This window comes from Methanoculleus sp. UBA430, from assembly GCF_002506585.1.
GTDB lineage: Archaea > Halobacteriota > Methanomicrobia > Methanomicrobiales > Methanoculleaceae > Methanoculleus.
Genome location: NZ_DAXW01000001.1, coordinates 34,178 through 55,195, shown reverse-complemented (window position 1 = coordinate 55,195; position 21,018 = coordinate 34,178). Strand labels below are relative to the sequence as shown.

Annotated in this window: 26 protein-coding genes and 1 tRNA gene; 24 read left to right on the top strand and 3 right to left on the bottom strand. The window is 60.8% G+C overall.

Going from position 1 to position 21,018, the window contains the following annotated elements:
* Nucleotides 1–49 precede the first annotated feature (49 nt).
* A complete protein-coding gene (locus BRA49_RS00315; RefSeq protein WP_292382450.1) occupies nucleotides 50–3,004 on the top strand; it encodes an Ig-like domain-containing protein in 2,955 nt (984 codons plus the stop codon).
* Between the two features lie 39 nt (nucleotides 3,005–3,043).
* Here the strand turns inward: BRA49_RS00315 and BRA49_RS00310 are convergent.
* Nucleotides 3,044–3,115: transfer RNA gene (locus tag BRA49_RS00310), tRNA-Arg, on the bottom strand.
* A 55-nt stretch (nucleotides 3,116–3,170) separates the two neighbouring features.
* Here BRA49_RS00310 and BRA49_RS00305 point away from each other — a divergent pair.
* Complete coding sequence (locus BRA49_RS00305; protein ID WP_292382448.1) at nucleotides 3,171–3,596, top strand: dCTP deaminase; 426 nt, start codon at nucleotides 3,171–3,173, stop codon at nucleotides 3,594–3,596.
* Nucleotides 3,593–4,561, top strand: coding sequence for a DUF128 domain-containing protein (locus tag BRA49_RS00300; RefSeq protein ID WP_292382447.1), 969 nt, complete (start codon nucleotides 3,593–3,595; stop codon nucleotides 4,559–4,561). Before BRA49_RS00305 ends, BRA49_RS00300 begins: the two co-directional genes overlap by 4 nt.
* Here the strand turns inward: BRA49_RS00300 and BRA49_RS00295 are convergent.
* Nucleotides 4,545–6,440, bottom strand: coding sequence for a tubulin/FtsZ family protein (locus BRA49_RS00295; protein WP_292558964.1), 1,896 nt, complete (start codon nucleotides 6,438–6,440; stop codon nucleotides 4,545–4,547). The genes BRA49_RS00300 and BRA49_RS00295 overlap by 17 nt on opposite strands.
* Nucleotides 6,441–6,794: 354 nt before the next feature.
* Here BRA49_RS00295 and BRA49_RS00290 point away from each other — a divergent pair, with 354 nt between their 5' ends.
* The 3 genes from BRA49_RS00290 to BRA49_RS00280 all read left to right on the top strand — a co-directional run bounded on the left by BRA49_RS00290 (nucleotide 6,795) and on the right by BRA49_RS00280 (nucleotide 10,339).
* Nucleotides 6,795–7,787, top strand: a complete 993-nt coding sequence (locus tag BRA49_RS00290) for a 5,10-methylenetetrahydromethanopterin reductase (protein WP_292382443.1) — start codon at nucleotides 6,795–6,797, stop codon at nucleotides 7,785–7,787.
* 175 nt (nucleotides 7,788–7,962) lie between these two features.
* Complete coding sequence (locus BRA49_RS00285; protein WP_292382442.1) at nucleotides 7,963–8,892, top strand: galactose-1-phosphate uridylyltransferase; 930 nt, start codon at nucleotides 7,963–7,965, stop codon at nucleotides 8,890–8,892.
* Nucleotides 8,893–8,917: 25 nt separating this feature from the next.
* On the top strand, nucleotides 8,918–10,339 hold the full coding sequence (locus tag BRA49_RS00280; RefSeq protein ID WP_292382441.1) for an aldehyde dehydrogenase family protein: 1,422 nt from the start codon (nucleotides 8,918–8,920) through the stop codon (nucleotides 10,337–10,339).
* Nucleotides 10,340–10,527: 188 nt separating this feature from the next.
* Here BRA49_RS00280 and BRA49_RS00275 read toward each other — a convergent pair whose 3' ends face one another.
* Complete coding sequence (locus BRA49_RS00275) at nucleotides 10,528–11,370, bottom strand: F420-dependent methylenetetrahydromethanopterin dehydrogenase (protein ID WP_292382439.1); 843 nt, start codon at nucleotides 11,368–11,370, stop codon at nucleotides 10,528–10,530.
* Between the two features lie 143 nt (nucleotides 11,371–11,513).
* Between BRA49_RS00275 and BRA49_RS00270 the strand changes: the two genes are divergently transcribed.
* From BRA49_RS00270 to BRA49_RS00185, 18 genes are all read left to right on the top strand, one after another.
* Nucleotides 11,514–11,918 carry a Tfx family DNA-binding protein gene (locus BRA49_RS00270; RefSeq protein ID WP_292382437.1) on the top strand — a complete coding sequence of 135 codons (405 nt, stop codon included), beginning with the start codon at nucleotides 11,514–11,516 and terminating at the stop codon, nucleotides 11,916–11,918.
* 818 nt (nucleotides 11,919–12,736) lie between these two features.
* The gene (locus BRA49_RS00265) at nucleotides 12,737–13,750 is read left to right on the top strand and encodes a 50S ribosomal protein L3 (RefSeq protein WP_292382435.1); all 1,014 of its coding nucleotides are present in this window, start codon (nucleotides 12,737–12,739) and stop codon (nucleotides 13,748–13,750) included.
* Between the two features lie 6 nt (nucleotides 13,751–13,756).
* Entirely contained in the window at nucleotides 13,757–14,506 is a 750-nt protein-coding gene (gene rpl4p / locus BRA49_RS00260) for a 50S ribosomal protein L4 (protein ID WP_292382433.1), read from the top strand.
* On the top strand, nucleotides 14,503–14,751 hold the full coding sequence (locus BRA49_RS00255; protein ID WP_292382431.1) for a 50S ribosomal protein L23: 249 nt from the start codon (nucleotides 14,503–14,505) through the stop codon (nucleotides 14,749–14,751). Before rpl4p ends, BRA49_RS00255 begins: the two co-directional genes overlap by 4 nt.
* Nucleotides 14,752–14,763: 12 nt before the next feature.
* On the top strand, nucleotides 14,764–15,483 hold the full coding sequence (locus BRA49_RS00250; RefSeq protein ID WP_292382430.1) for a 50S ribosomal protein L2: 720 nt from the start codon (nucleotides 14,764–14,766) through the stop codon (nucleotides 15,481–15,483).
* Nucleotides 15,484–15,493: 10 nt separating this feature from the next.
* Nucleotides 15,494–15,907, top strand: coding sequence for a 30S ribosomal protein S19 (locus BRA49_RS00245; protein ID WP_292382428.1), 414 nt, complete (start codon nucleotides 15,494–15,496; stop codon nucleotides 15,905–15,907).
* Between the two features lie 5 nt (nucleotides 15,908–15,912).
* Complete coding sequence (locus BRA49_RS00240) at nucleotides 15,913–16,374, top strand: 50S ribosomal protein L22 (protein WP_292382426.1); 462 nt, start codon at nucleotides 15,913–15,915, stop codon at nucleotides 16,372–16,374.
* Entirely contained in the window at nucleotides 16,374–17,078 is a 705-nt protein-coding gene (locus BRA49_RS00235; protein ID WP_292382424.1) for a 30S ribosomal protein S3, read from the top strand. Before BRA49_RS00240 ends, BRA49_RS00235 begins: the two co-directional genes overlap by 1 nt.
* Nucleotides 17,079–17,282, top strand: a complete 204-nt coding sequence (rpmC, locus tag BRA49_RS00230) for a 50S ribosomal protein L29 (protein WP_292382422.1) — start codon at nucleotides 17,079–17,081, stop codon at nucleotides 17,280–17,282.
* Complete coding sequence (locus BRA49_RS00225) at nucleotides 17,279–17,551, top strand: ribonuclease P protein component 1 (protein ID WP_292382421.1); 273 nt, start codon at nucleotides 17,279–17,281, stop codon at nucleotides 17,549–17,551. Before rpmC ends, BRA49_RS00225 begins: the two co-directional genes overlap by 4 nt.
* Before the next feature lie 13 nt (nucleotides 17,552–17,564).
* Nucleotides 17,565–17,891, top strand: coding sequence for a 30S ribosomal protein S17 (locus BRA49_RS00220; RefSeq protein ID WP_292382419.1), 327 nt, complete (start codon nucleotides 17,565–17,567; stop codon nucleotides 17,889–17,891).
* Nucleotides 17,888–18,286, top strand: a complete 399-nt coding sequence (gene rpl14p / locus BRA49_RS00215) for a 50S ribosomal protein L14 (RefSeq protein WP_292382417.1) — start codon at nucleotides 17,888–17,890, stop codon at nucleotides 18,284–18,286. The genes BRA49_RS00220 and rpl14p overlap by 4 nt, the downstream gene beginning before the upstream one ends.
* 13 nt (nucleotides 18,287–18,299) lie before the next feature.
* The gene (gene rplX, locus BRA49_RS00210) at nucleotides 18,300–18,665 is read left to right on the top strand and encodes a 50S ribosomal protein L24 (RefSeq protein WP_292382416.1); all 366 of its coding nucleotides are present in this window, start codon (nucleotides 18,300–18,302) and stop codon (nucleotides 18,663–18,665) included.
* The gene (locus tag BRA49_RS00205; RefSeq protein ID WP_292382414.1) at nucleotides 18,665–19,390 is read left to right on the top strand and encodes a 30S ribosomal protein S4e; all 726 of its coding nucleotides are present in this window, start codon (nucleotides 18,665–18,667) and stop codon (nucleotides 19,388–19,390) included. The genes rplX and BRA49_RS00205 overlap by 1 nt, the downstream gene beginning before the upstream one ends.
* On the top strand, nucleotides 19,387–19,890 hold the full coding sequence (locus BRA49_RS00200) for a 50S ribosomal protein L5 (protein WP_292382412.1): 504 nt from the start codon (nucleotides 19,387–19,389) through the stop codon (nucleotides 19,888–19,890). Before BRA49_RS00205 ends, BRA49_RS00200 begins: the two co-directional genes overlap by 4 nt.
* A gap of 3 nt (nucleotides 19,891–19,893) precedes the next feature.
* Nucleotides 19,894–20,073 carry a 30S ribosomal protein S14 gene (locus BRA49_RS00195; protein ID WP_292382411.1) on the top strand — a complete coding sequence of 60 codons (180 nt, stop codon included), beginning with the start codon at nucleotides 19,894–19,896 and terminating at the stop codon, nucleotides 20,071–20,073.
* 11 nt (nucleotides 20,074–20,084) lie between these two features.
* Entirely contained in the window at nucleotides 20,085–20,477 is a 393-nt protein-coding gene (locus BRA49_RS00190) for a 30S ribosomal protein S8 (RefSeq protein WP_292382410.1), read from the top strand.
* 14 nt (nucleotides 20,478–20,491) lie between these two features.
* Complete coding sequence (locus BRA49_RS00185) at nucleotides 20,492–21,016, top strand: 50S ribosomal protein L6 (RefSeq protein WP_292382408.1); 525 nt, start codon at nucleotides 20,492–20,494, stop codon at nucleotides 21,014–21,016.
* Nucleotides 21,017–21,018: the final 2 nt, after the last annotated feature.

Here is a 21,018-nt window from a genome sequence, read left to right as displayed (position 1 = left end):
TGAGAAATATTATATATATGATGAGGGATCAGGGCTGCTTGATCTCAGCATGAATTTCCAGAAAATAATCATCCTCACGATCTTGCTCGGCCTGATCGTTCCTGCGGTGGGTGCGGCAGACCCAGGCCGGATCGTCCTCTCGAGCGATATCGGCTGGCTGGTGGCAAACGGGGCCGATTCCTCCGGAATAACCGTGCAGGTTCTCGACGGGGACGGGGCGTCGCTTCCAAACTGCACCGTGGCGCTCGACGTCGACCCGATCTACGGCCGCCTCGCGCCCGCGACCGTCACCACCGGTGCGTCGGGGACTGCCGTCACCACGTTCACGGTTAACAAGACGAGCGGCGTCGCCGTGATCACCGCCCGGGCCGGAGCGGTCGAGGAAACCCTCTCCCTCTCAATCGACCATGACCTGCCCTCCCGCATCGTATACCTCCACTACGACTCTGAGGTGACCGCGGGCAATACCACCACCATCACTGTGGGCGTGGCCGACCGGCACGGCAACCCGGTGGACGATCGGAGGGTCGCCGAGACGGTACGTTTCAGCGCCGGTTCGGTCGACGACGATGCCGTCTTCATCGACGACGGGGGCTCGCCGGTGCCGGTGCTCGAACGGAGCACCAACGTCACGGGCTTTGTCCGGGCGGAATTTCGAACCGGCCGCACCGTCGGTGAGAATATCGTCCGGATGACCGTCCTCCCGGCCGGCGTCGACCGCTACATCTCCATCCGCGGGCTGCCCACCGGGCTTCCCGCCGCAATCGACGTCTCGGTCAGCCCTGATGCCGACCCTATCCCCTATCGGTCCGCGAACGGGGAAGATACCTTCACCCTGACCTACAGGCTCTTCGACGCCTGGGGCAACCCGGCGGCCGGCCGCGGCCTCCAGGTCAACACCTCCCTTGGAGAGAATGCCGTCCTGACGACGAACGGCACGGGCATCGCCTGCCTCACCTACGGCCCGAAGGACACCACCGGCAGGATCACCATCACCGTGACGACCGTGGACAACGCGAGCGTGACCTCATCAGAGACCGTCGAGTTCATCCACACCGACCCGGTGGATATGCTCCTGTCGGCAAACCCCCAGTCCATGCCGAGCCGGGATGTCAACCGAGATTCCATCTCGGAACTCCGGGCCAAGGTGATGGATATCAAGGGGAACCCGGTCGCGGACGAGACGGTGACGTTTGAGATTGTTCCCGGATCGGTCAATGTCGGTGGATACACCAAAATTCAGGATCCGGCACTGACTACGACGTCTGCCGAGACCGATGAATACGGGTACGCCACCGTTGAGTTCCAGCCGGGGACGTTTGCCGGTCCGAAGGAGAATGGCTGGGACGCCACTGCAAAGGGTACGGCGACTGTCCGGGCGACGTGGAGGGATCTCAGCCGGGATATTCTCCTGACCTGGATGAACTATCCTTATCTCTCCGTGGAGGCGAGCGTCTCTAACCAGACAGTTGCGGTGAACAACACGACCGAAGTCACCATCCGGCTGAAGGGAGATGGGTATGCGCTGCAGCCGGACCCGATCGATGTGGTGCTCTGCACGGATCGTTCAGGGAGTATGCTTTATGATAACCCCGACCGGATGCACTCGGTGAGGGAGGCGGCAAAGGAGTTTGTTGACAGCATGTCCGAGAGAGATAAGGTGGGTCTTGTCACCTTCGGGAGGAATACCGGTTCGAGAAATCAGATCGATGTTCCAGGGGAAAGTTCGTTTACCAATCCTTGGAACTATATCGACAATGACTATAGCACGCCGAAACGATATCGCGATTATGCGACGGTTGATCTGCCGCTTATTGATACTCTCTCTTCGGTGAAAACTGAGCTCAATAATATAGTGCCTGACTACGGAACACCGATGCGAGGTGGCACCTACAGGGCGATCAACGAGTTGAGCGTTAACGGCAGTTCCGATGCTGTGAAAGCGATCGTTTTACTCTCTGATGGGGATTACAATTGGTACGGTGATCCTCTGGCCAGAGGGAATGGTTATCCCTCTTCCTGGTATGGCCCTACTGCTTATGGAGATCTCGTTCAGGACTATTACATGTTCGACGGTCTGTTAGATGCCGAACAGAATCTTTCTGTCTATGCCCGGCATAAAAATGTCACGATCTACTCGATCGGATACGCGGACAGCATTTCTCCTGGCGGCAGAGCTGCCCTGAAAACACTTGCCGAGTCCACAGGCGGGAAGTATTACAACGGCACTGCAGCTAACATCGGTGCTGTCTACACTGCCATTGCAGGCGACCTCAAGACCGAGGCCGGCGTCGACACCACCATGACCCTCGACTTCGGCACGATCCGGGTCAACGACGAAGATCGGGAGGGGGAGGCCGTCTTCACTTACGTCCACGAAGACGGTATCTCAACCACCATCGAGAGCTGGGTTGAGAACGATACAGGACGCCACGAGATCACGCCATTTACCACTATCAACCAGACCGACGACTGGAACGACGACCACGCCCTGCAATTCGAGATCGGCACCGTCCACCTCGACCAGGTCTGGGAGGCGACATTCCGCCTCAGAGTGCTCACCGACGGCAACATCAACGTCTTCGGCCCCGGTTCAACGATCACGTTCAACGACGGTGCGGAGCTCGCCCTCCCCGACACCTTCATCACGGCCGTGCCGGACCTTGCCAACACCGGTCTCGGCTCCGCAACGCTCACGCTTGCAAACCCGCGTTACACCTGCACTGAGCCGGTGCTGGAGTTCCTCACCGCCGCCTGGGACCTCGCGTACACCGGGTCGGGGTCCGTGACCCAGGTCGTGGAGTACTCAAACGACGGCGGCCTCTCCTGGGTGCAGTTCGACACCCCGACCAGTGGTGCTTCCTCCCTCGACGTCCGAAACCGGCCGCCCGGAGAGTATCGGATCCGGGTACGTGCCTCAGCAGACGACGCGCCGGATGCCGGGGTAATCTTCCCCCCTATCCGGGTAGGAGAATGGCAGAATGCGTATATCCGACTTGCATAAGATCTCCGGGTGCCACAAGAGCGCACCCGGAAGAACTGACGGACCCAGCGGGAATTGAACCCGCGTCCTTGGGTTCGAAGCCCAAAAGGATGTCCTCTACCCCATAGGTCCCCACATGGTTTTCTATCATAAGTTATTAAGCGTTTTTATGTCAGTACAATATACAATGATTCTCTCGTCCAGCGAAATCGTTCGCCGGCTCCAGGACGGCGATCTCGTCATCGAACCATACCACGGCATCTCCCAGCAGCCCGCATCCTATGACCTCCGGGCAGCTGAAAAGACCGTACTCCCGTGCGGCACGTGCACCCTCGTCCCCTCGATCGAGCGGGTGGAACTTCCCGCCGACCTCGCGGCAACCCTCCGGTGCCGCTCCTCGCTCGCCCGCCGCGGCGTCCTCCTCGGCGGCGGATTCGTAGATCCGGGGTTCCGGGGTCAGCTGACGCTCTGCCTGACGAACACGGGTACAGAACCGGTTACTCTCGCCGGCGGAGACAGGATCGTCCAGATGATTCTCCAGGAAGTGCGGAACGGCGACCGCGTCTACCAGGGCCGGTATCAGGAAAGTGTTGGCGCGGTGCAGACACGATGACCTCCTCGATACGCTCGGAACGGAAGTACCTTGAGATCCTGCGAATCCTCGCCGATTCGCACGAACCCCTCGGCGCCAAAAGGTTAAGCGAGAAGATGGCTGAGAGGGGGTTCGTCTTGAGCGACCGCGCCGTCCAGTACTACCTCCAGTACCTCGATGAAGCGGGATTTACGGAGAAGGTCGGGAACCGGGGTCGCATCCTCACTGACGCGGGGATCGCAGAGAGCGAGAGCGCCCTCGTCGACGAGCGGATCGGCTTCATCATATCGAAACTCGAACAGCTCTCCTTCCGGAGCACCTTCGACCCGGCGACCGGGACAGGGAGCGTCGCCTACAACCTCTCCTTCGTGCGGGAGGAAGACCTCCCGGGCGTCGAGGCAGCCTTCGACGAGGTGGCAGGAGTTGGTTATGGATTCCTGAACACCTACCGGATCGTCGACACCGATCCCCGCATACCCGAAGGCCATGTGGGGATCATGACGGCCTGCAGCGTCACGCTGGACGGCGTCCTCCAGAAGATGGGTATCCCGACGAGGCTCGAGTACGCCGGCAGGATCGCCGTCGATGAGGATGGCTCTGCCGGGTTCCTCGACCTCATCGGCTACCGGGGGACATCGGTCGACCCCCTCCAGCTCTTCATATCCGCCGGCCTCACCTCGATCAACCGGCTGGTGACGACCCGGGCCGGGGTAGGGCTAGCCAACATCCGGGCGGTGCCCGCGGTTGCGCGGGGTCAGGTGGAGGAGGCCGCCGGGTTGATGATGGAGTGTGGGTTCGTATTCCCAGCCGGCGGGGGCATTGGAGAGTTCAATCTCCCGAAACATCCCTATCGGCTCTCCGTCGTCGCGTTTTCCGGCATGAACATGGTGGGGAACGCCCTTGAGAAGGGATACGCCATCAGGACCGAGATCGGCGCCGGGATCATACCGTTTGAACGAATGGCAGACGCTACCGGATCCAGGTGAACCCTTCACCGTCCGGATCCTCTTCGGCCTTCTTCTCCGCTTCCTTCCGGCTCCGCGACCGAGTGGTCGCGTCGATCACATCGAGCCTCCCGCGCGAGGGGTCAATCTCCTTCGGGCGAGGACCCCCGTGGCCGAATCCCCGGCCGTTCTGGTCCAGCAGGGCATCCTTCGGTGCGGGGGCCGCCCCACGCACACGCAGGTCGCGCCCATCGAGGGTACTGTCGCTCGGCCGCTGTATCCCACGATCGATCGAGGCCCGATCGCCGGTGAGCGCCCCGTCTTTCGGGCGCTGCACCGTTTTTATGGTTGTGGGGTATACGATTGTATCGTCCTTCGGAGCAGTCTTCTCGATGCTGATTCCTTTCGGACCAAAGACGGAGTTCTTCGGCGCAGGCATGGACGAGGTGACCGAGGTCGATCCCGTGAGGTCGATCTCCCTCCCGCCCTGCTTTGGGGGGAGGATGACGGCGCCGTCGTCTCGCTTCTTCTCGGCTTTCGGAAGGATATCGATGGTATCGTCCCTGCGCACGTTGCTGCCCTGGCCACTGCCCGGGAGCATGATCATCTCATCCCTCTCCGCTGCATGCTGTTCTGTCATATGCTTATTCTCCTCCTGAAACGCTGACTCCAGGGGAGAGACGAACTCCGGGGCGTCGTCCTCGTCCGGTGCCCCGGTCTCCGCCGCCCGGGCAGCTTCCTCGCGCAGCCGCTCCTCCTCTTCGGCCTTCAGTTCTTCTTCCTCGCATTCAAGCCGGTATTCGGTTCGGATCTCCCGGAGTTCTTCGACGCGGGGGACATTGGATAACCCCGAGAGCACGATGATGATCCCGACAAACGAGGTGTTCCTCACCGGATAGTCCCCGGACCGCATCTCGAGGCCGGCGATGCTCCGGTCGATCCATTTCCTGACGGTCTGAAACCCTTTCATCGAGAGCTCGGCCGAAGGCCCGGCGATCAGCACCAGTGCCTTATCGGCACTTGTGAGGTCGCAGGGGACCGATACCTCCTCGTAGACCGCTTTCTTCGCGAGCGAGACGATCCGGGCGGCCTTCTCCTGGGAGCCCTGAATGAAGTACTTCAGCGACCGCCGCCGGTAGAGGAGGTCCAGCCACCCGGTCGGCAGGCGTTCGGTGGCGTAACCGACCGCGACGAAACTGTTCCCTTTCAGGGTGTTGAGGACTTCCCCGGCATCCAGGACAACCTCGGCGAAATCGAGCCCGGACTCGTTGAACTCGCCTGCACGGAGGAGGAGGCCGATCTGGCGAGCGATCCGCTCGTTGAGCAGACCGTAGTGGGTCCTCGGGTCGAGCACCCCGGAGTTCCGGCGCAGCCTGCCCATGAAGCCGGGCTCTTCCGTCTCGGCTGCAGCCGCGGCCGCCCTGATCTTCTGCGACCAGGTCTCGTTATCGAAGAGGATGACCGCATCGACAAGCCCCTGGAGGGTATCAAGGTCGTCGGCGGCCTTGGCCGAGACCCGTTTCCCCTCATCCAGGCATGGCAGCATAGCGAGCGCGAAGATCGGTTCTACGTAGGACTTCCGGAGCTCTTCGATGATGGGCGGCGCGATGTCGATTACACTGCCTCCGAGCCCGCAGCAGAGCAGGACGGCGTCGATATCCAGTGTATCCAGGGCCTGGATCCGGGTCATCACCTCCTCGATATCGATCACGCTCGTGATATCGCCGGGATCCATGATATCGATCCGTGGGAAGAAGATCCTCGCGGGGTCAGGGAGGTGGCGGAGCTGCACGAGAGAGTTCGGGTCGATGTCGATCGCTACCGCACTCATGCAGTAAACTCTGCTTCGCCGATCGTGATCGTAGAGGCTATCCACAACCCGCGACCCGGCGCCACCCAACCCTATCGCCAGCACTCGCATACCGTTATACTCCCCCGTCCTCGTCGTATGTCCGGAGTGGCTTTTGCCGCAGAAAAGGGCGCGCATGCCACTCAAAACCATTGATGAATATGTGGGCGGGCGAACATATATATTTCTGTCACGTTCCGGGCCGGGAGCGCATCCGTTTTCAAAAGCAATGTATTTGAATCCTTCGGTTTCATCCCCTTGTGCTGGAGCCCTTCGTCGGGTTAGGAAGGAAATTCTCCGGATGTCCTGGAGAACACATTACATCTCTCCGTTTTGCAGTACCTGTGCAGTACGTGTCGTTCGGCGAGCACAAAATGGTAATATATATAACTCTCGGCACGTAACTACTCATTGAGGTGTATAGCCTTGACTACATATGGAATTGAATTTGTGCCCGGAGCAATCAATGTCAAGCAGGTGGTGAAGTTCACCAAGCTTGCAGAGTCAAAAGATATTGACTACGCTTGGATCACCAACCACTACAACAACCGTCATGCCTATCCGACCCTTGCCATGATCGCGGCAAACACCGACTCGATCAAGATGGGACCGGGTATCATGAACACGTTCACCGACACCCCGGCAGCCATTGCCTCCTTCATGGCTACCTTAAACGAGATCTCCGACGGACGCGCCGTCCTCGGTATCGGGCCCGGCGACCTCTCGACCCTCCCGAAGCTCGCCATCGACCCCGTCAAGCCCGTCGGCCACCTGAAGGAAGGCGTCGAGCAGATCCGAAAACTCCTCGCCGGTGAAGAGGTCAAGAAGAGCGGCAACATGGAGTTCTTCGACTACGACGGTGCCAAGCTGACCGGTGTCACCCTGCCCGGCAAGAAGGGCATCCCGGTCTACATCGGTGCCCAGGGACCCAAGGTGCTCGAGCTCGCCGGCACGATCGGTGACGGCGCCCTGATCAACGCATCGAATCCCAAGGACTTCGACATCGCGATCCCGATCATCAAGGGAGCCATGGAGAAAGTCGGCAAGAAGACGTTCGACGTCGGTGCCTACACCGCCATGTCCATCGACATGAACGAGAAGAAGGCCCGGAACGCCGCAAAGATTGTGGCCGCATTCATCGCCGCAGGCTCCCCGCCCGCGCTCCTCCAGCGTCACGGACTCGACCTCGCCAACGTCGCGAAGATCAAGGAAGCGCTCGGCCGCTTTGACTTCAAGACCGTCGGCGGACTCGTCGGCGACGCGGAGATCGACGCCTTCACCATCGCCGGAACCCCCGACATGGTCAAGCAGAAGTGCGAAGACCTCGCAAAGTCCGGAGTTACCCAGATCATCTTCGGCTCGCCTCTCGGCCCCGACATGACCAACTCCATCCGCCTCCTCGGCAAGTACGTCGTATAAGTCAGGAGACAGCACTCATCTTTTTTTTATCCACGATCCCGGGATCATTTCGTGCCGGCCCGGTATTCCCGGCTCTTCCGCCCGCTTCCACATCTCCCGGAGCCTTCGGCTTTCGTTCCCCGCAACCCGGACAGAGTTTTATACGGTCGGCGCGCCAATCGGATTACAAAAGGCCATGTTCACCACTCGCGAGATTCGGACCGATCGGGGAGTTCTCCAGTACCGCCGGGAGTCACTCACCGGCATCCGGTGCCGGATCAGTCCCGTCCGGGTCGAACGACGGATCGACGCCTTCCCAGCCCTGCCCTGCTCCCGTGACGGCTGCCCGTTCTGCCCCAACGCCATAGAAACATCTACCCCGACGTTCGCGGACGGCACCCGGCTCCGGTGCGGGAAGAGCGTGACGTTCCCGAACCTCTACCCTTACGCCGAGCACCATGTGGTCACGGTGATCACGCCCGATCACGATACGGCAGGTCCATTCGACCAGAGGACCCTTGCCGACGCCATATCCGGTACGGCGGAAGCCCTCGCCCGGGGACCGGGCTACGCGACCATCAACTGGAACTACCTCCCTTCAGCCGGTGCAAGCATCGTCCACCCGCACCTGCAGGGTCTGGCCGACCGGGAGCCCGCCCGCCTTGCGGACCTCTATATCTCCGGTGGCCGCCGGTACCTCGCCGACCACGGCCGCCTCTACTGGGACGACCTCGTGGAGCACGAGCGCACCTCGGACCGGTTCCTCTTCGAGGACGAGATCTTCTGGTCGGCAAGCCCCGTCCCCCTCGGCGAGCGGGAGGTCCGGGGGATCCTCCCGGTATCGACGCTTGCCGAACTCGGGCCGTATGTCGAGCCGCTGGCCGCCGGGATCCTCCGGGTCGTCGCCTTCTACCGGAGCCTCGGCACGCACGCCTTCAACGTCTCGATCTTCTTCGATGCTCCCCGTGCGGGGCAGGGTCACCGGGCCTTCTGTTCCCTCATCGCACGGCTAAATCCAAACAGCCTCTCCATGTGCGACTCGGCGTTCATGGAGCGGCTGCACCAGGAACCGGTCATTCTGACCCTCCCCGAGGACGTGGGCCCCCTCTTCCGGGAGAAAGGTTGATTCCGTCCAGTGCCGATTCTTTACCATGACGGGCGCGCGCGAATTCCTTGTCGGTGGGGAGTGGCGAGCGAGCAATGAGATCCTGGATGTCCGTTTCCCCTACACCCGGGAGACGGTCGGCCGGGTCTGCCTTGCCGGGAGCGTGGATATCGAGGACGCCCTTCGATCCGCAGCGGCAGGCTTCTCTCTCACCCGGCATCTTCCGGCCCACCGCCGGTCCGAGATCCTCTATGCCCTTGCTGATCTGCTCCGGGAACACGCGGCGGAGTTTGTGGAGACGATCGTCCTCGAAGCGGGAAAGACCCGGGCTCTTGCAGAGGGCGAGGTTCTGCGTGCCAGAGAGACGATCGAGGTCTCTGCCGAGGAAGCGCGCCGAATCGACGGCACGATCCTCCCTCTCGACTGGAACGAGGGCGGTGAAGGGCGGATTGGATGTATCCGCCGGTTCCCGCTTGGCCCGGTGCTCGCGATCACACCGTTCAACTTTCCGCTCAACCTCGCCTGTCACAAACTCGGGCCGGCCATCGCCGCCGGGGACTCCATCGTCCTCAAACCCGCGTCGGCAACCCCGATCTCCGCGTTGATGTTCGGGGAACTGATGCTTGACGCCGGGTTTCCCCCGGCGGCAATCAGTGTCGTCCCCTGTCGAAGCGAGCTTGCCGAGCGGATGGTGCAGGACGACCGGATCGCCTGCCTGAGTTTCACCGGAAGCCCGGCCATTGGGTGGCACCTTCGCGGCATCGCGGGCCGGAAAAGGGTCGGGCTGGAACTTGGCGGCAATGCGGCTGTGATAGTTCACGAAGATGCCGATATCCCCTTCGCGGTCGGCCGGATCGTCGCCGGCGGATTTTCCAACGCCGGCCAGGCTTGCATCTCGGTGCAGCGGGTCTACCTCCACCGGCCGATCTTCGAGGAGGCGCTCGCGCTGCTCGTCGACCGGGTCCGTGCCCTCACCGTCGGCGACCCGCGCGAGCCCGGAACTGCCGTGGGGCCGATGATAACGGGGGAGGCTGCCGGGACGGCGTTTGCAAAGGTGCAGGACGCGGTCGGGAAGGGTGCGAGGGCGATCACGGGCGGGAGCTGTGAGGGTCCGCTCTTTTACCCTACAGTCCTCCTCGACACGACCCCGGATATGGAGGTGAACCGGACCGAAGTCTTCGCCCCGGTGGTGACGGTCACCCCCTACGATACCTTTGAAGAGGCGATTGCACTCGCAAACGACTCTGACTACGGTCTGCAGGCCGGCCTCTTCACCCATGATGCCCGGAGGATCGCACAGGCGTTTGCCGGCATCCGGGTCGGCGGGCTGGTGATCAACGACGTCTCGACGTTCCGGATGGACCACGCTCCGTACGGCGGGGTCCGAGGTTCGGGGATCGGGCGTGAAGGGCCGAAGTATGCTATCGAAGAGATGACTGAAGAACGGATGATGGTCTTCTCTCCGTAGGCGGCAAGGATCGACCCGGGTTCCTGTCCTCTCGCATTGGTCCGATATCTTCTGGATCCCTGTTCGGGCTGTCCATCCGGGGAAGGCTCAAGCGTGCGTTACGGGTTGACTCATTCGTGCCGCTGCTCCAGGGAGCCCTGCGGCAGCAGTCGCTCACAAACGATGCAAAAAATAGACTGGTATTGGATTTACTCGGGCTTGCTGATGAGCGCAGTTTTCGAGACGATCTCGCCGGTCTTCTTGTGGGGCTTCCTGATGACCGCGTCCACACTCTTCTCGAGGTTGCGTGCTTCCTCGCAGAGGATCATCGCCTGGCGCATCATCTCGTGGGCGCTCGTGACGATCGGGATGTACTTCTCCCACTCCTTCGTCATGAAGCAGCCCTTGACGTTGACGCCTGCAACCGCCTGGGCGATCTCGTAAGCCGCGCGGGCCTTCGCGAGCGCGTAGGGGTTGCTGAACTCGCCCTCGACCGCCTTGTCGGAGGTCATGACGACCTTCGGGAGCGCGAGGTCCGCGCCCTTCTTGCCTGCCTTGACCTGGTCGATGACCTTGTCGAGCTCCGTCTGCATCTTCCGGAACGCGCCGGTGATAGCGAGGACCTTGACGAGGTTTCCATTGTAGTCCGCCATCTCGATGGGGTCGAGGAACTCACGGCGGGCGCCGATCATGGCGTCGGCCTTCATGATGATGTAGCCGAAGTTGCTCGCCTTGAGCGCCTCAAACTGCTCCTTCTTGGTGGTGACGTCGTCGGTGATGACAACGCAGGGAATTCCGGCCGCTGCGAGGTCTTCACGGGCCTTTACAGGTCCGGGGAGGACGCCGTTCGGGGAGACGACGATACAGAAGTCCGGGCCCCATGCCTTCATGTTGCTGACCACGCGGTCGATGTCCTCGGGCTGCAGTTTCGTGCCGGAGGTCGCCATGAACGTGATGATGTCCTCACGGTCGGCGCGCTCGTCGAGAAGGAGTTCACCCATTACACCGCTGGCGATATTTCCCAGTTTTGCAATTCCTACTTTAACAACCACTTTAACACCTCTCAAAATTTGAGAACACGATAGTATCGCCAAGTTCTCATATAAACGTTTTGAAATGGCCCGAAACCTCTCCCTGGAGTGGGTGAAGTTAAGGGGAAGTGTTTAAATTGAATGTGATTATATATATTTCCCTAATGAAACAGGGTCTGCTTACCGATCGCCAGAAGGAAGTGCTGCGCTACCGGAAGAAAGGGCTGACGCAACAACAGATCGCGGAGATTATCCATACCTCGAAGGCAAACGTCTGCACTATCGAAAAGGCCGCCATCGAAAACATCTCGCGCGCACGTGAGACGCTCGAGTTCCTCTACACCCTCGACGCGGCGCACCTCTGCACGCTTCCGGGCGGCCTCGACCTGCTCAAGGCGCCTGAGATCATCTACACGGAGGCCGAGAAGATGGGGGTAAAGGTCAAGTATGATACGATATCGCTCATTAACCGGCTCAGGGACGCTAACCCCGACCGGTTCAGGGGCAGGCAGGTCCGCGACGCGGTCGAGATCTACATCAACGAGGACGGCGACCTGTACTTCGGGTGATGGTGTTCCCTGGCGCGCGGGCTTATGCCGGCGCGGTCGTGTCGGGAGTCCTGCGGGCCGGGGTCTTCCCGCTGGGTGCCTGCGAGCGGCCCACTCGCGGCCCTTCGTTCATCCCCCGGGCAGCTCAGTTCGCCGAATTAATGCCGGACATGCAGCAGATATCCGTTTTGTCCGGGTTTCCGGGAAATTGGATGACAAGGTTTATATCCAATTTTAAGTAATGTTTAAGAAACCGCTCTCCATTGCTCCGCCCTGATCCACGAGATAACCGGCACTGCACGTGCCTCTGATCTCGGGGATCTCTCCGGTTTCGCTTCATACGCGGATCAGAGACTCGCGGCGGGGCAGTGTAGGGGGTACCAGACAAAGCAACGATCGAACCTCCTCATGGAGGGCCGATGTCGATATGGAGTTGTGCTCGTCACAACGGGATGACAGGAGCTGGATCTGATCGAGACGTTGGGCCAACGCCAGTGCAGCGCGCCCGGTTCCGGGAACCCCCTTCCCGGGAGCGTCAAAGTGTCAGGATCTATTGGCGAAGACTGGAACCACGCCCGGTGCACACCGGGCCGGCAACGGAGATGAGCGATCGGAAGGCGCGGAGACGGACGTCTCTGCGCCTTCTCGCTCCCCGCTGCCTCCATCAACTGTTTCCCTTCGCGTCGCGCCGTAATGGCGCGGCGTTCGATATCCTGCCCCGAATCTACGGGTTCGTCAGAAGACCGATCGTGCCGGCACGTCCGGCACGGAATTCGGCGTCGAGCACCGCTCTCAGGAGCGATGTATCGCACTACAATGCACGAAGGGTTGATTGAAACATGCCGAAGATTAACAGGCCACGCAGAGGATCCCTCGCGTACAGCCCGAGAAAGCGGGCAAAGAGCCCGGTTCCCCGCTACGGTTCATGGCCGAAGTACGCGGGATCCCCGGCTGTGCAGGGATTTGCAGGGTACAAAGTGGGGATGACCCACGTCATCATGGTGGACGACCACAAAAGCAGTCCCACCGAAGGCAAGGACGTGATGGTGCCGGTGACCGTGGTTGAGGTCCCGCCCATGCGGGTGGCGGGGGTGCGCGCATACAGCGAGGATACCTACGGAAAGCACGCGCTGACCGAGGCCTGGACGACCGACCTCGACGAGGAGTTGTCCCGCCGCATCAACGTCCCGAAGAACCACGACACCGCTGCCGCCCTCGATGCTATCAAGAATGCGATCGGTGAGGGCAAGGTCGCTGAACTCTACGCTCTGGCCTACACCCGGCCCATGGAGATCACCGGCGTTCCGAAGAAAGTTCCCGACCTGATGGAGATGCGGATCGCCGGCGGAAACCTTGACGATCAGATCGCCTACGCCGCCGGAATTCTTGGAAAAGAGATTACGATCTCCGGCAACCTCGAGGTCGGCGAATACGTCGATGTGACCGCTGTTACCACCGGTAAGGGCACGGAAGGCCCCGTCAAGCGCTGGGGCGTTCAGGTCCGGAAGCGGAAGCACTCCCGTGGCGGCAAGAAGCGCCACATCGGCAACCTCGGTCCGTGGCATCCGCACCATGTTCGGTGGCAGGTGCCCCAGATGGGCCAGATGGGCTACCAGCAGCGCACCGAGTTCAACAAGCGCATCTTAAAGGTCGGCACCGACGGCGCCGACATAACGCCGGCAGGCGGATTCCTCCACTACGGCCTTGTGCGTGGTCCCTACGTCTTGATCAAGGGTTCCGTCCCGGGACCGAACAAGCGCCTGGTCCGGATCCGGTCCGCAATACGGCAGGGTGAACACACCGTCCGCACGCCGGCGATCAGTTTCGTCAGCGCGCAGAGCCAGCAGGGGTGAGCAGCGATGAAGGCACAGGTTCGAACACTGACAGGCGAGATCGCCCACGAGATCGATCTCCCGGAAATCTTTAATGAAGAGTACAGGCCCGACCTGATTAAGCGGGCTGTCCTCGCGCTCCAGAGCACCCGGTTCCAGCCGCATGGGACAGACCCCTATGCCGGGATCCGCACCTCGGCAGAGTCGTGGGGTAGCGGCCGGGGTGTCGCTCAGGTCCCCCGTCTGAAGAACGGCAGCAAGGTGGCACGAGTGCCGCAAGCAACCGGTGGGCGTGCAGCACATCCCCCGAAGGTCGCAAAGATCCTCGTCAAGGAGATCAACCGGAAAGAGAAGCGCAAGGCCTTCCGGTCTGCCGTCGCAGCCAGCACGTACCAGGACCTCGTCCGGGGACGCGGGCACCTCTTTTCGGGTGAACTCCCGCTGGTCTTCGAGGACCGGTTTGAAGAGGTCGTCCGGACGGGCGATGTCATCTCGGCGCTCTCCGCCCTCGGGGTCTATGCCGACGTCGAGCGGGCGAAGGACAGCAGAAAGGTCCGTGCGGGACGCGGTACCATGCGTGGCCGCCGCTACAAGCAGCGCAAGAGTGTCCTCATCGTCACCGGGAGCGAACCGCTCCGGGCGGCCCGGAACCTTGCCGGCGTCGATGCCGTGGCGGTCAACCAGCTGAACACCGAACTCTTAGCACCCGGCACGCAGGCAGGACGCCTGACGATCTGGACCGAGTCTGCAATCCGGAGACTGGAGGAGTTCTCATGATGCTGAAATATCCGTTCGTTACTGAAAAGGCAACGATGATGCTCGAAGGCGAGAGCAAACTCCAGTTTATCGTGCAGAGGAATGCCACCAAGCAGGATATCAAGCGCGAGCTGGAGTCTTCCTTTGAACAGGAAGTGACCTCCGTCCGCACAATGATGACCATGAAAGGCGAAAAGAAGGCCATCGTAACGTTTGCGGATGCGAAAGCGGCTGAAGAGATTCTCAGCCGGCTGGGGATAATGTAAGGTGAGTGACGAATGGCACATCGAATTATAGCACAGAGCCGCGGAAAAGGCGGTCCATCCTACCGTGCACCGTCGCACCGGTATAAGGCCGAACTGCGGCACATGGGGAAGACTGACGCCCTGGTCTCCGGGATCGTCGTCGACATCGAGCACGACCCGGCCCGTCACGCGCCGATCGCTCTCACGAAACTCGAGGACGGCCAGAAGGTCTACATCCTCGCCACCGAAGGGCTCGGTGTCGGGGATGCGATCTCCTGGGGCACGGGAGGCGTGGTGAAGAACGGAAACACCCTGCCGCTCAGTGAGGTCCCGGTCGGTGCATACGTCTGCAACATCGAGGCCAGGCCCAACGACGGCGGCAAATTTGTCCGTTCAAGCGGCGTCCAGGCCCTCGTTATCGGCAAGGCCGACGACGGCAGAGTCGGTGTTCGGATGCCGAGCGGCAAGAACAAGTGGTTCAACGGTGCCTGCATGGCAACCGTCGGTATCGTTGCCGGCGGCGGACGGGGAGAGAAACCGTTCGTCAAGGCAGGAAAGAAGGCTTTCCACGTCAGGTCCTCCTCTGAACGGTGGCCGCGCGTCAAGGGTGTCTGCATGAACGTCATCGACCACCCGTTCGGTGGCGGTGGCCACCAGCACTGCGGACGCCCGAAGACCGTCTCCCACGGGACGTCCCCGGGGCGGAAGGTAGGGCATATTGCCGCCCGGAGAACCGGCAAGTGGAAGAAGTGAGAGGTGAATCATGGCAAAGAAGACACAAAAGCGAATGCCGCGGCGGCGTGAGGAATTCACCTATCGCGGCCACTCCATGGAGGACCTGCAGCAGATGGCTCTCTCCGAGCTGATGCCGATCATGCCGGCCCGGGCACGGAGGAAGTTTGATCGCGGTCTCTCACGGGAACACGAGAAACTCCTCGCCGATCTCCGGTCAGGAGACGAGAAGATCCGCACCCATCTGCGCGACATGGTCGTCCTGCCCGAGATGATCGGCAAGACGATCGAGATCCACAACGGGAAGGAGTTCCAGAAGGTGGAGATCCAGCCTGAGGCGGTCTTCCACTATTTTGGAGAGTTTGCACTGACCCGCAGGAGGGTCTCTCACGGCAGCGCCGGTATCGGTGCAACCCGGTCGAGTAAGTACGTACCGCTGAAGTGATGGCTATGGCACGAACAGAGTATTCAGCAAAGATTGAGGGCGAGAACGTCGCTCGCGCAAAGGCGAACGAGCTTCCCGTCTCTCCCAAGCACTCGATCGAGATTGCCAGGTTCATCCGGAACATGACCACTGTCGAAGCAAAGGCATACCTTACTGAAGTGGTGGCGCTCAAGAAGGCCATCCCCTTCAAGCGGTTCAACCGCAACGTCGCCCACAAGCGCGGCCTCCAGAAGTGGGCGGCAGGCCGGTACCCGGTCAAGGCTGCAGAAGCCTACATCAGGCTGCTCGAGTCTGTCGAGAAGAACGCCGAATACATCGGCCTTGATACCGCAAACCTCCGGATCGACCACGTTGCCGCGAACGCCGGCCGTGGCCTCCGGGCGTTCTTCCCGCGTGCGATGGGTCGCGCCACCCCGAAACGCAGGGAGACCGTGAACATCGAGATCGTAGTGACTGAGGTGGCGTAATGGCAATCGAGAAAAAATTTATCACTGACGGCGTGCGTAACGTCCGTGTCGAGAAGTTCCTTACGAAGGAACTCAAGCGGGCGGGATACGGCGGCATGGACATCACCCGGACGCCGCTCGGCACCCAGGTGACTATCTTTGCAGAGAAGCCCGGTATCGTGATCGGGAAAGGCGGCAAACAGGTCCGCCAGCTCACACAGGACCTCGCCACCGACTACGAGATCGAGTCTCCGCAGGTGGAGGTCCAGCAGGTCCAGAATCCCAACTTCAACGCCCAGATCATGGCTGAGCGGCTTGCAAACGCTCTTGAGCGGGGCTGGTACTTCCGAAAGGCCGGATCGAGTACGATTCGCCGGGTGATGGAGTCCGGTGCCCTCGGCTGCGAGGTTGTCGTCGCCGGGAAACTGACGGGCGCCCGGTCACGGACCCAGAAGTTCACCGAGGGCTACGTCAAGCACTGTGGTGAGCCCAGCGAGACGATCGTCGAGAAGGGCTACGCGCTTGCGATCAAGAAACTCGGGACCATCGGGGTTCAGGTCAAGATTGTCCCGCCGGATGCCCGGCTGCCCGATACCTTTGACGTTCTCGAGCCGGAGCCCAAGAAGGCTCCGGCCGAGCTGATCGAGACCGAAGAGGTCGGCGAAGAGGTCTTCGAGGAAGAGTTCGAGGAGACCTCCGATGAGGTATACCCGGAGGAGAGATAGATGGCAATCTTTCGCGCACGGGAAGTGAAGCAACTCTCCGATGTCGAGCTCCTCGAGCAGGAGCAGAAACTCTCCCTCGAACTGATTCAGGAGCGCGGGAAAGTCAGCGCCGGCGGTGCCACCGAGAACCCCGGGAGGATTCGCGAGGTCAGGAGAACGATCGCGCGCATCCGAACCGAGCAGAATGCACGGAGGAACGCATGATCTCTCCCCAGAACGTCCTGCGGCACGAATTGATCGGCCTGGACGTTCTGGTCGCCCGCGCGAGCAACCCGGGTCATGTCGGGGTGTCTGGTCGCATCGTCGATGAGACCAGAAACACCCTGGTCATCCAGACCGGGCAGGGAGAGACGCGGATACCAAAACGGTGCAGCGTATTCCGCCTCCGGCTCCCGGACGGCACGACCGTCGATCTGGACGGTTCGAGCCTCGAGACACAGCCGGAACGGCGGATCAGTATGCGCATCAGATAAACGAGGATGAATAATGGCACGAAACATTGGGTTGGACGTCCCCCTTCCGGAAACGGAATGTGAGGACGCAAATTGTCCGTTTCACGGCACTTTACCGGTACGCGGCCAGGTGATTACCGGCAAAGTCGTGAGCGACCGTATGAACGGTACCGTCGTCGTGGAGCGTGAGTTCCTCCACTACGTCAAGAAATACAAGCGGTACGAAAAGCGCAGATCCCGGTACCACGCCCACAGCACACCCTGTATCAATGCGGGTGTGGGTGATGTGGTCCGGATCGCGGAATGCAGACCGCTTTCAAAGACCAAGAACTTCGTGGTGGTCGAGGTGATGAAGGAATGAAGGCAATGCAGTCGACCATTCCTCGCGCCCTCGCCACCGGCTCCCGGATGGTCTGCTCCGACAACACCGGCGCACGGCTCGTGGAGATCGTCTCGGTTGACGGCTACCACGGTGTCCGGCGGCGGCAGCCCTGCATGGGTGTCGGCGACATCGCGACCGTGAGCGTCAAGAAAGGCACTCCCGATATGCGGAGGAAACTTGAGAAAGCTGTGGTCGTCCGGCAGAAGAAGGAGATCCGCCGCCCGAACGGCATCCGGCTTTCGTTCGAGGACAACGCTATGGTGCTCATCAACGAGCGCGGCGAGCCGAAGGGAACGGAGATCAAGGGTGCCGTCCCTCGCGAGATCGCAGAGCGTTTCCCGAAGATCGCCTCCATGGCGACGATAATCGTCTAAGGTGTGGTGAAGCATGGTACGCATAGTAAGCAAACAACCAAGAAAACAGCGTAAGGCACGCTATAACGCGCCGAACCACACCCGGGGCCGGTTCCTCTCCGCACCGCTTGCCCCCGAACTCCGCGGCAAATACAATACCCGGCGGACCCGTGTGGTCAAGGGCGATACCGTCAAGGTGCTTCGTGGAGACTTCGCCGGCGATGAAGGCGTCGTCGATGCGGTCGATATGCAGATGTGCCGGCTGGTCGTGCACGGCGTGATGGTGACGAAGTCGGACGGAACCGAGGTTCCCCGGCCGGTTGATCCCTCGAACGTGCAGATCACGAAGCTCAACCTGAAAGACAAACTACGTGAGGAGAGACTCGGAGGCGGAGCATAATGTCCAATTATCTCAAGCGGCTGGTAGCGCCGGAATCCTGGCATATCCCGAAGAAAGTACAGAAATTCGTCATGAAGACCGCCCCGGGCCCCCACAACGCCGGCGCTCTGCCGGTAGGCGTCTGGCTCCGCGAGCACGTCGTTCTTGCACAGAATGCGAGCGAGGTCCGGAAGATCCTGCACCAGCGTGACATCATCGTCAACGGGCGGGCCTGCCGGAACCCGCAGATGGGCCTTGGCGTATTCGACATCGTTTCGATCCCGAAGCTCGGGAAACACTACCGCATTCAGCTCGATATGCGGGGCAACCTGGTCGCCGTCGAGATTTCGGCAGAGTCTGCGAAGACCCGGCTCTGCAAGGTCCAGAACAAGACCACGGTCCGCGGCGGCAAGGTGCAGTTGAACCTTGCGTTCGGTGCGAACATCCTCGCCGACAACACCTACAAGGCAAAAGACTCCATCGTCGTGACCCTTGGTGACGGCGAAGACCGGTTCCGCATCGTCGACCACTTCCCCTTCACAGAAGGCAACGTGGCCACAATCGTCGGTGGAAAGCACTCCGGAAAGGTCGGCAGGATCGTCGAGATTATCAAGACCGCAAGTTCCGTCCCGAACCGCGTCATCCTCACGGACGACTCGACCGGAACCCGGTTTGAGACCATCGAGGAGTACGTCTTCATGGTCGGCCGCTCCGCGATTGCACCTGAACTGGAGGCACTGGCATGAGCGCGATGCAGGATATCTACATCGACAAGGTCGTTGTGCACATGGGCGTCGGAGAGAGCGGTGAACGGCTGGTCAAAGCCGAGGATCTCATGAGAAAGATCACCGGCCAGAAGTCCGTCCGCACCATCGCAAAGCGGACCCAGCCCGCGTTCGGTATCCGGAAGGGCGCACCCATCGGGTGCAAGGTCACCCTGCGCCGGGAGAATGCCGAGAAGTTCATCACGACCGCGCTTGATATCATCGAGCGCCAGCTTGCAACCTCGCAGTTCGACCAGACCGGCAACGTCTCCTTCGGTATCGAAGAGCACACGGACTTCCCGGGCATGTCCTACGATCCGGCGATCGGCATCTATGGTATGGACGTCAACGTGGTGCTCGAGCGCAAAGGCGTTCGGATTGCACGGAGGGCCGTCGAGCGCAGGAAACTGCCGGCCGACCAGAAAGTGAATAAAGAGGAAGCCATCGCGTTCATGCGCGAGCACTACCAGGTGGAGGTGTAAAGAATGGCAGATGCATCAGGAGCACCTTCAGCAGGCGAGAACGTAAAGAAGTTCGGCCGTGGTGCAAACGAGTGCCGCATATGCGGCAGAAAGCAGGGCCTTGTGCGTAAATACGGCATCTACTTCTGCCGACAGTGCTTCCGCGAATGGGCAGGGAAGATGGGCTTTAAGAAGATGAACTAGAGGTTAGAGAAATGGCACGACTGAATCCAATCGCTGACGCGATGAGCACGATCAAGAATGCCGGCGACGCTGGAAAGAACGAGGTTATTGTCGAACCCGCCAGCAAGCTTCTCGGTGCAATGCTCCGCGTTATGCAGGAAAACGGCTTTATCGGCAGCTTCGAGTTCATCGACGACGGCCGCGGCGGCCAGTTCCGGGTCCAACTCTCCGGAACGATCAATAAGTGTGGCGCCATCACCCCCCGGTTCCCGGTAGCGATGGCCGATATGGAATACTGGGAGTCGCAGTACCTCCCCGCAAAGAACTTCGGTATCCTGATCGTCTCCACCTCGAAGGGAGTTATCTCCCACGCCGAGGCCCGGGGCGAGGGTATCGGTGGGCAACTGCTGGGATACGTCTACTAAAGGAGGGGAAGAGTATGGGAATAACACGACAGGTCGAGATCCCTCCCGGTGTGAACGTCACGCTCGAGGGCAGCATGCTCACGGTCTCGGGACCGAAGGGCACGCTGGTTCGTGATATACGCTTCCCGCAGATCGATGTCACGGTCGGGGACGGCGAAGTTGTCGTCTCCACGGCATCCGATAAGAAGCGGTTTCTCGCCATGAGCGGCACGCTTGAGGCACATGTGAAGAGCATGTTCCGGGGTGTCGTCGAAGGCTACGAGTATCGCATGAAGGTGGTCTATAGTCACTTCCCGATCCAGCTCAAACAGCAGGGCGATCGCCTCGAGATCAACAACTTCCTTGGGGAGAAACAGCCCCGGTTAGCAAAGATCCTCAAAGGCGTCACCGTCAAGATTGGGAACGACGAAGTGACTCTCACCGGTATCGATAAGGAGAAGGTGGGCAACACGGCCGCAAACATCGAGCACGCAACCAGGGTCACGAAACGTGATCCCCGGGTGTTCCAGGACGGCGTTTACATCACCGAGAGGGCGTGAAG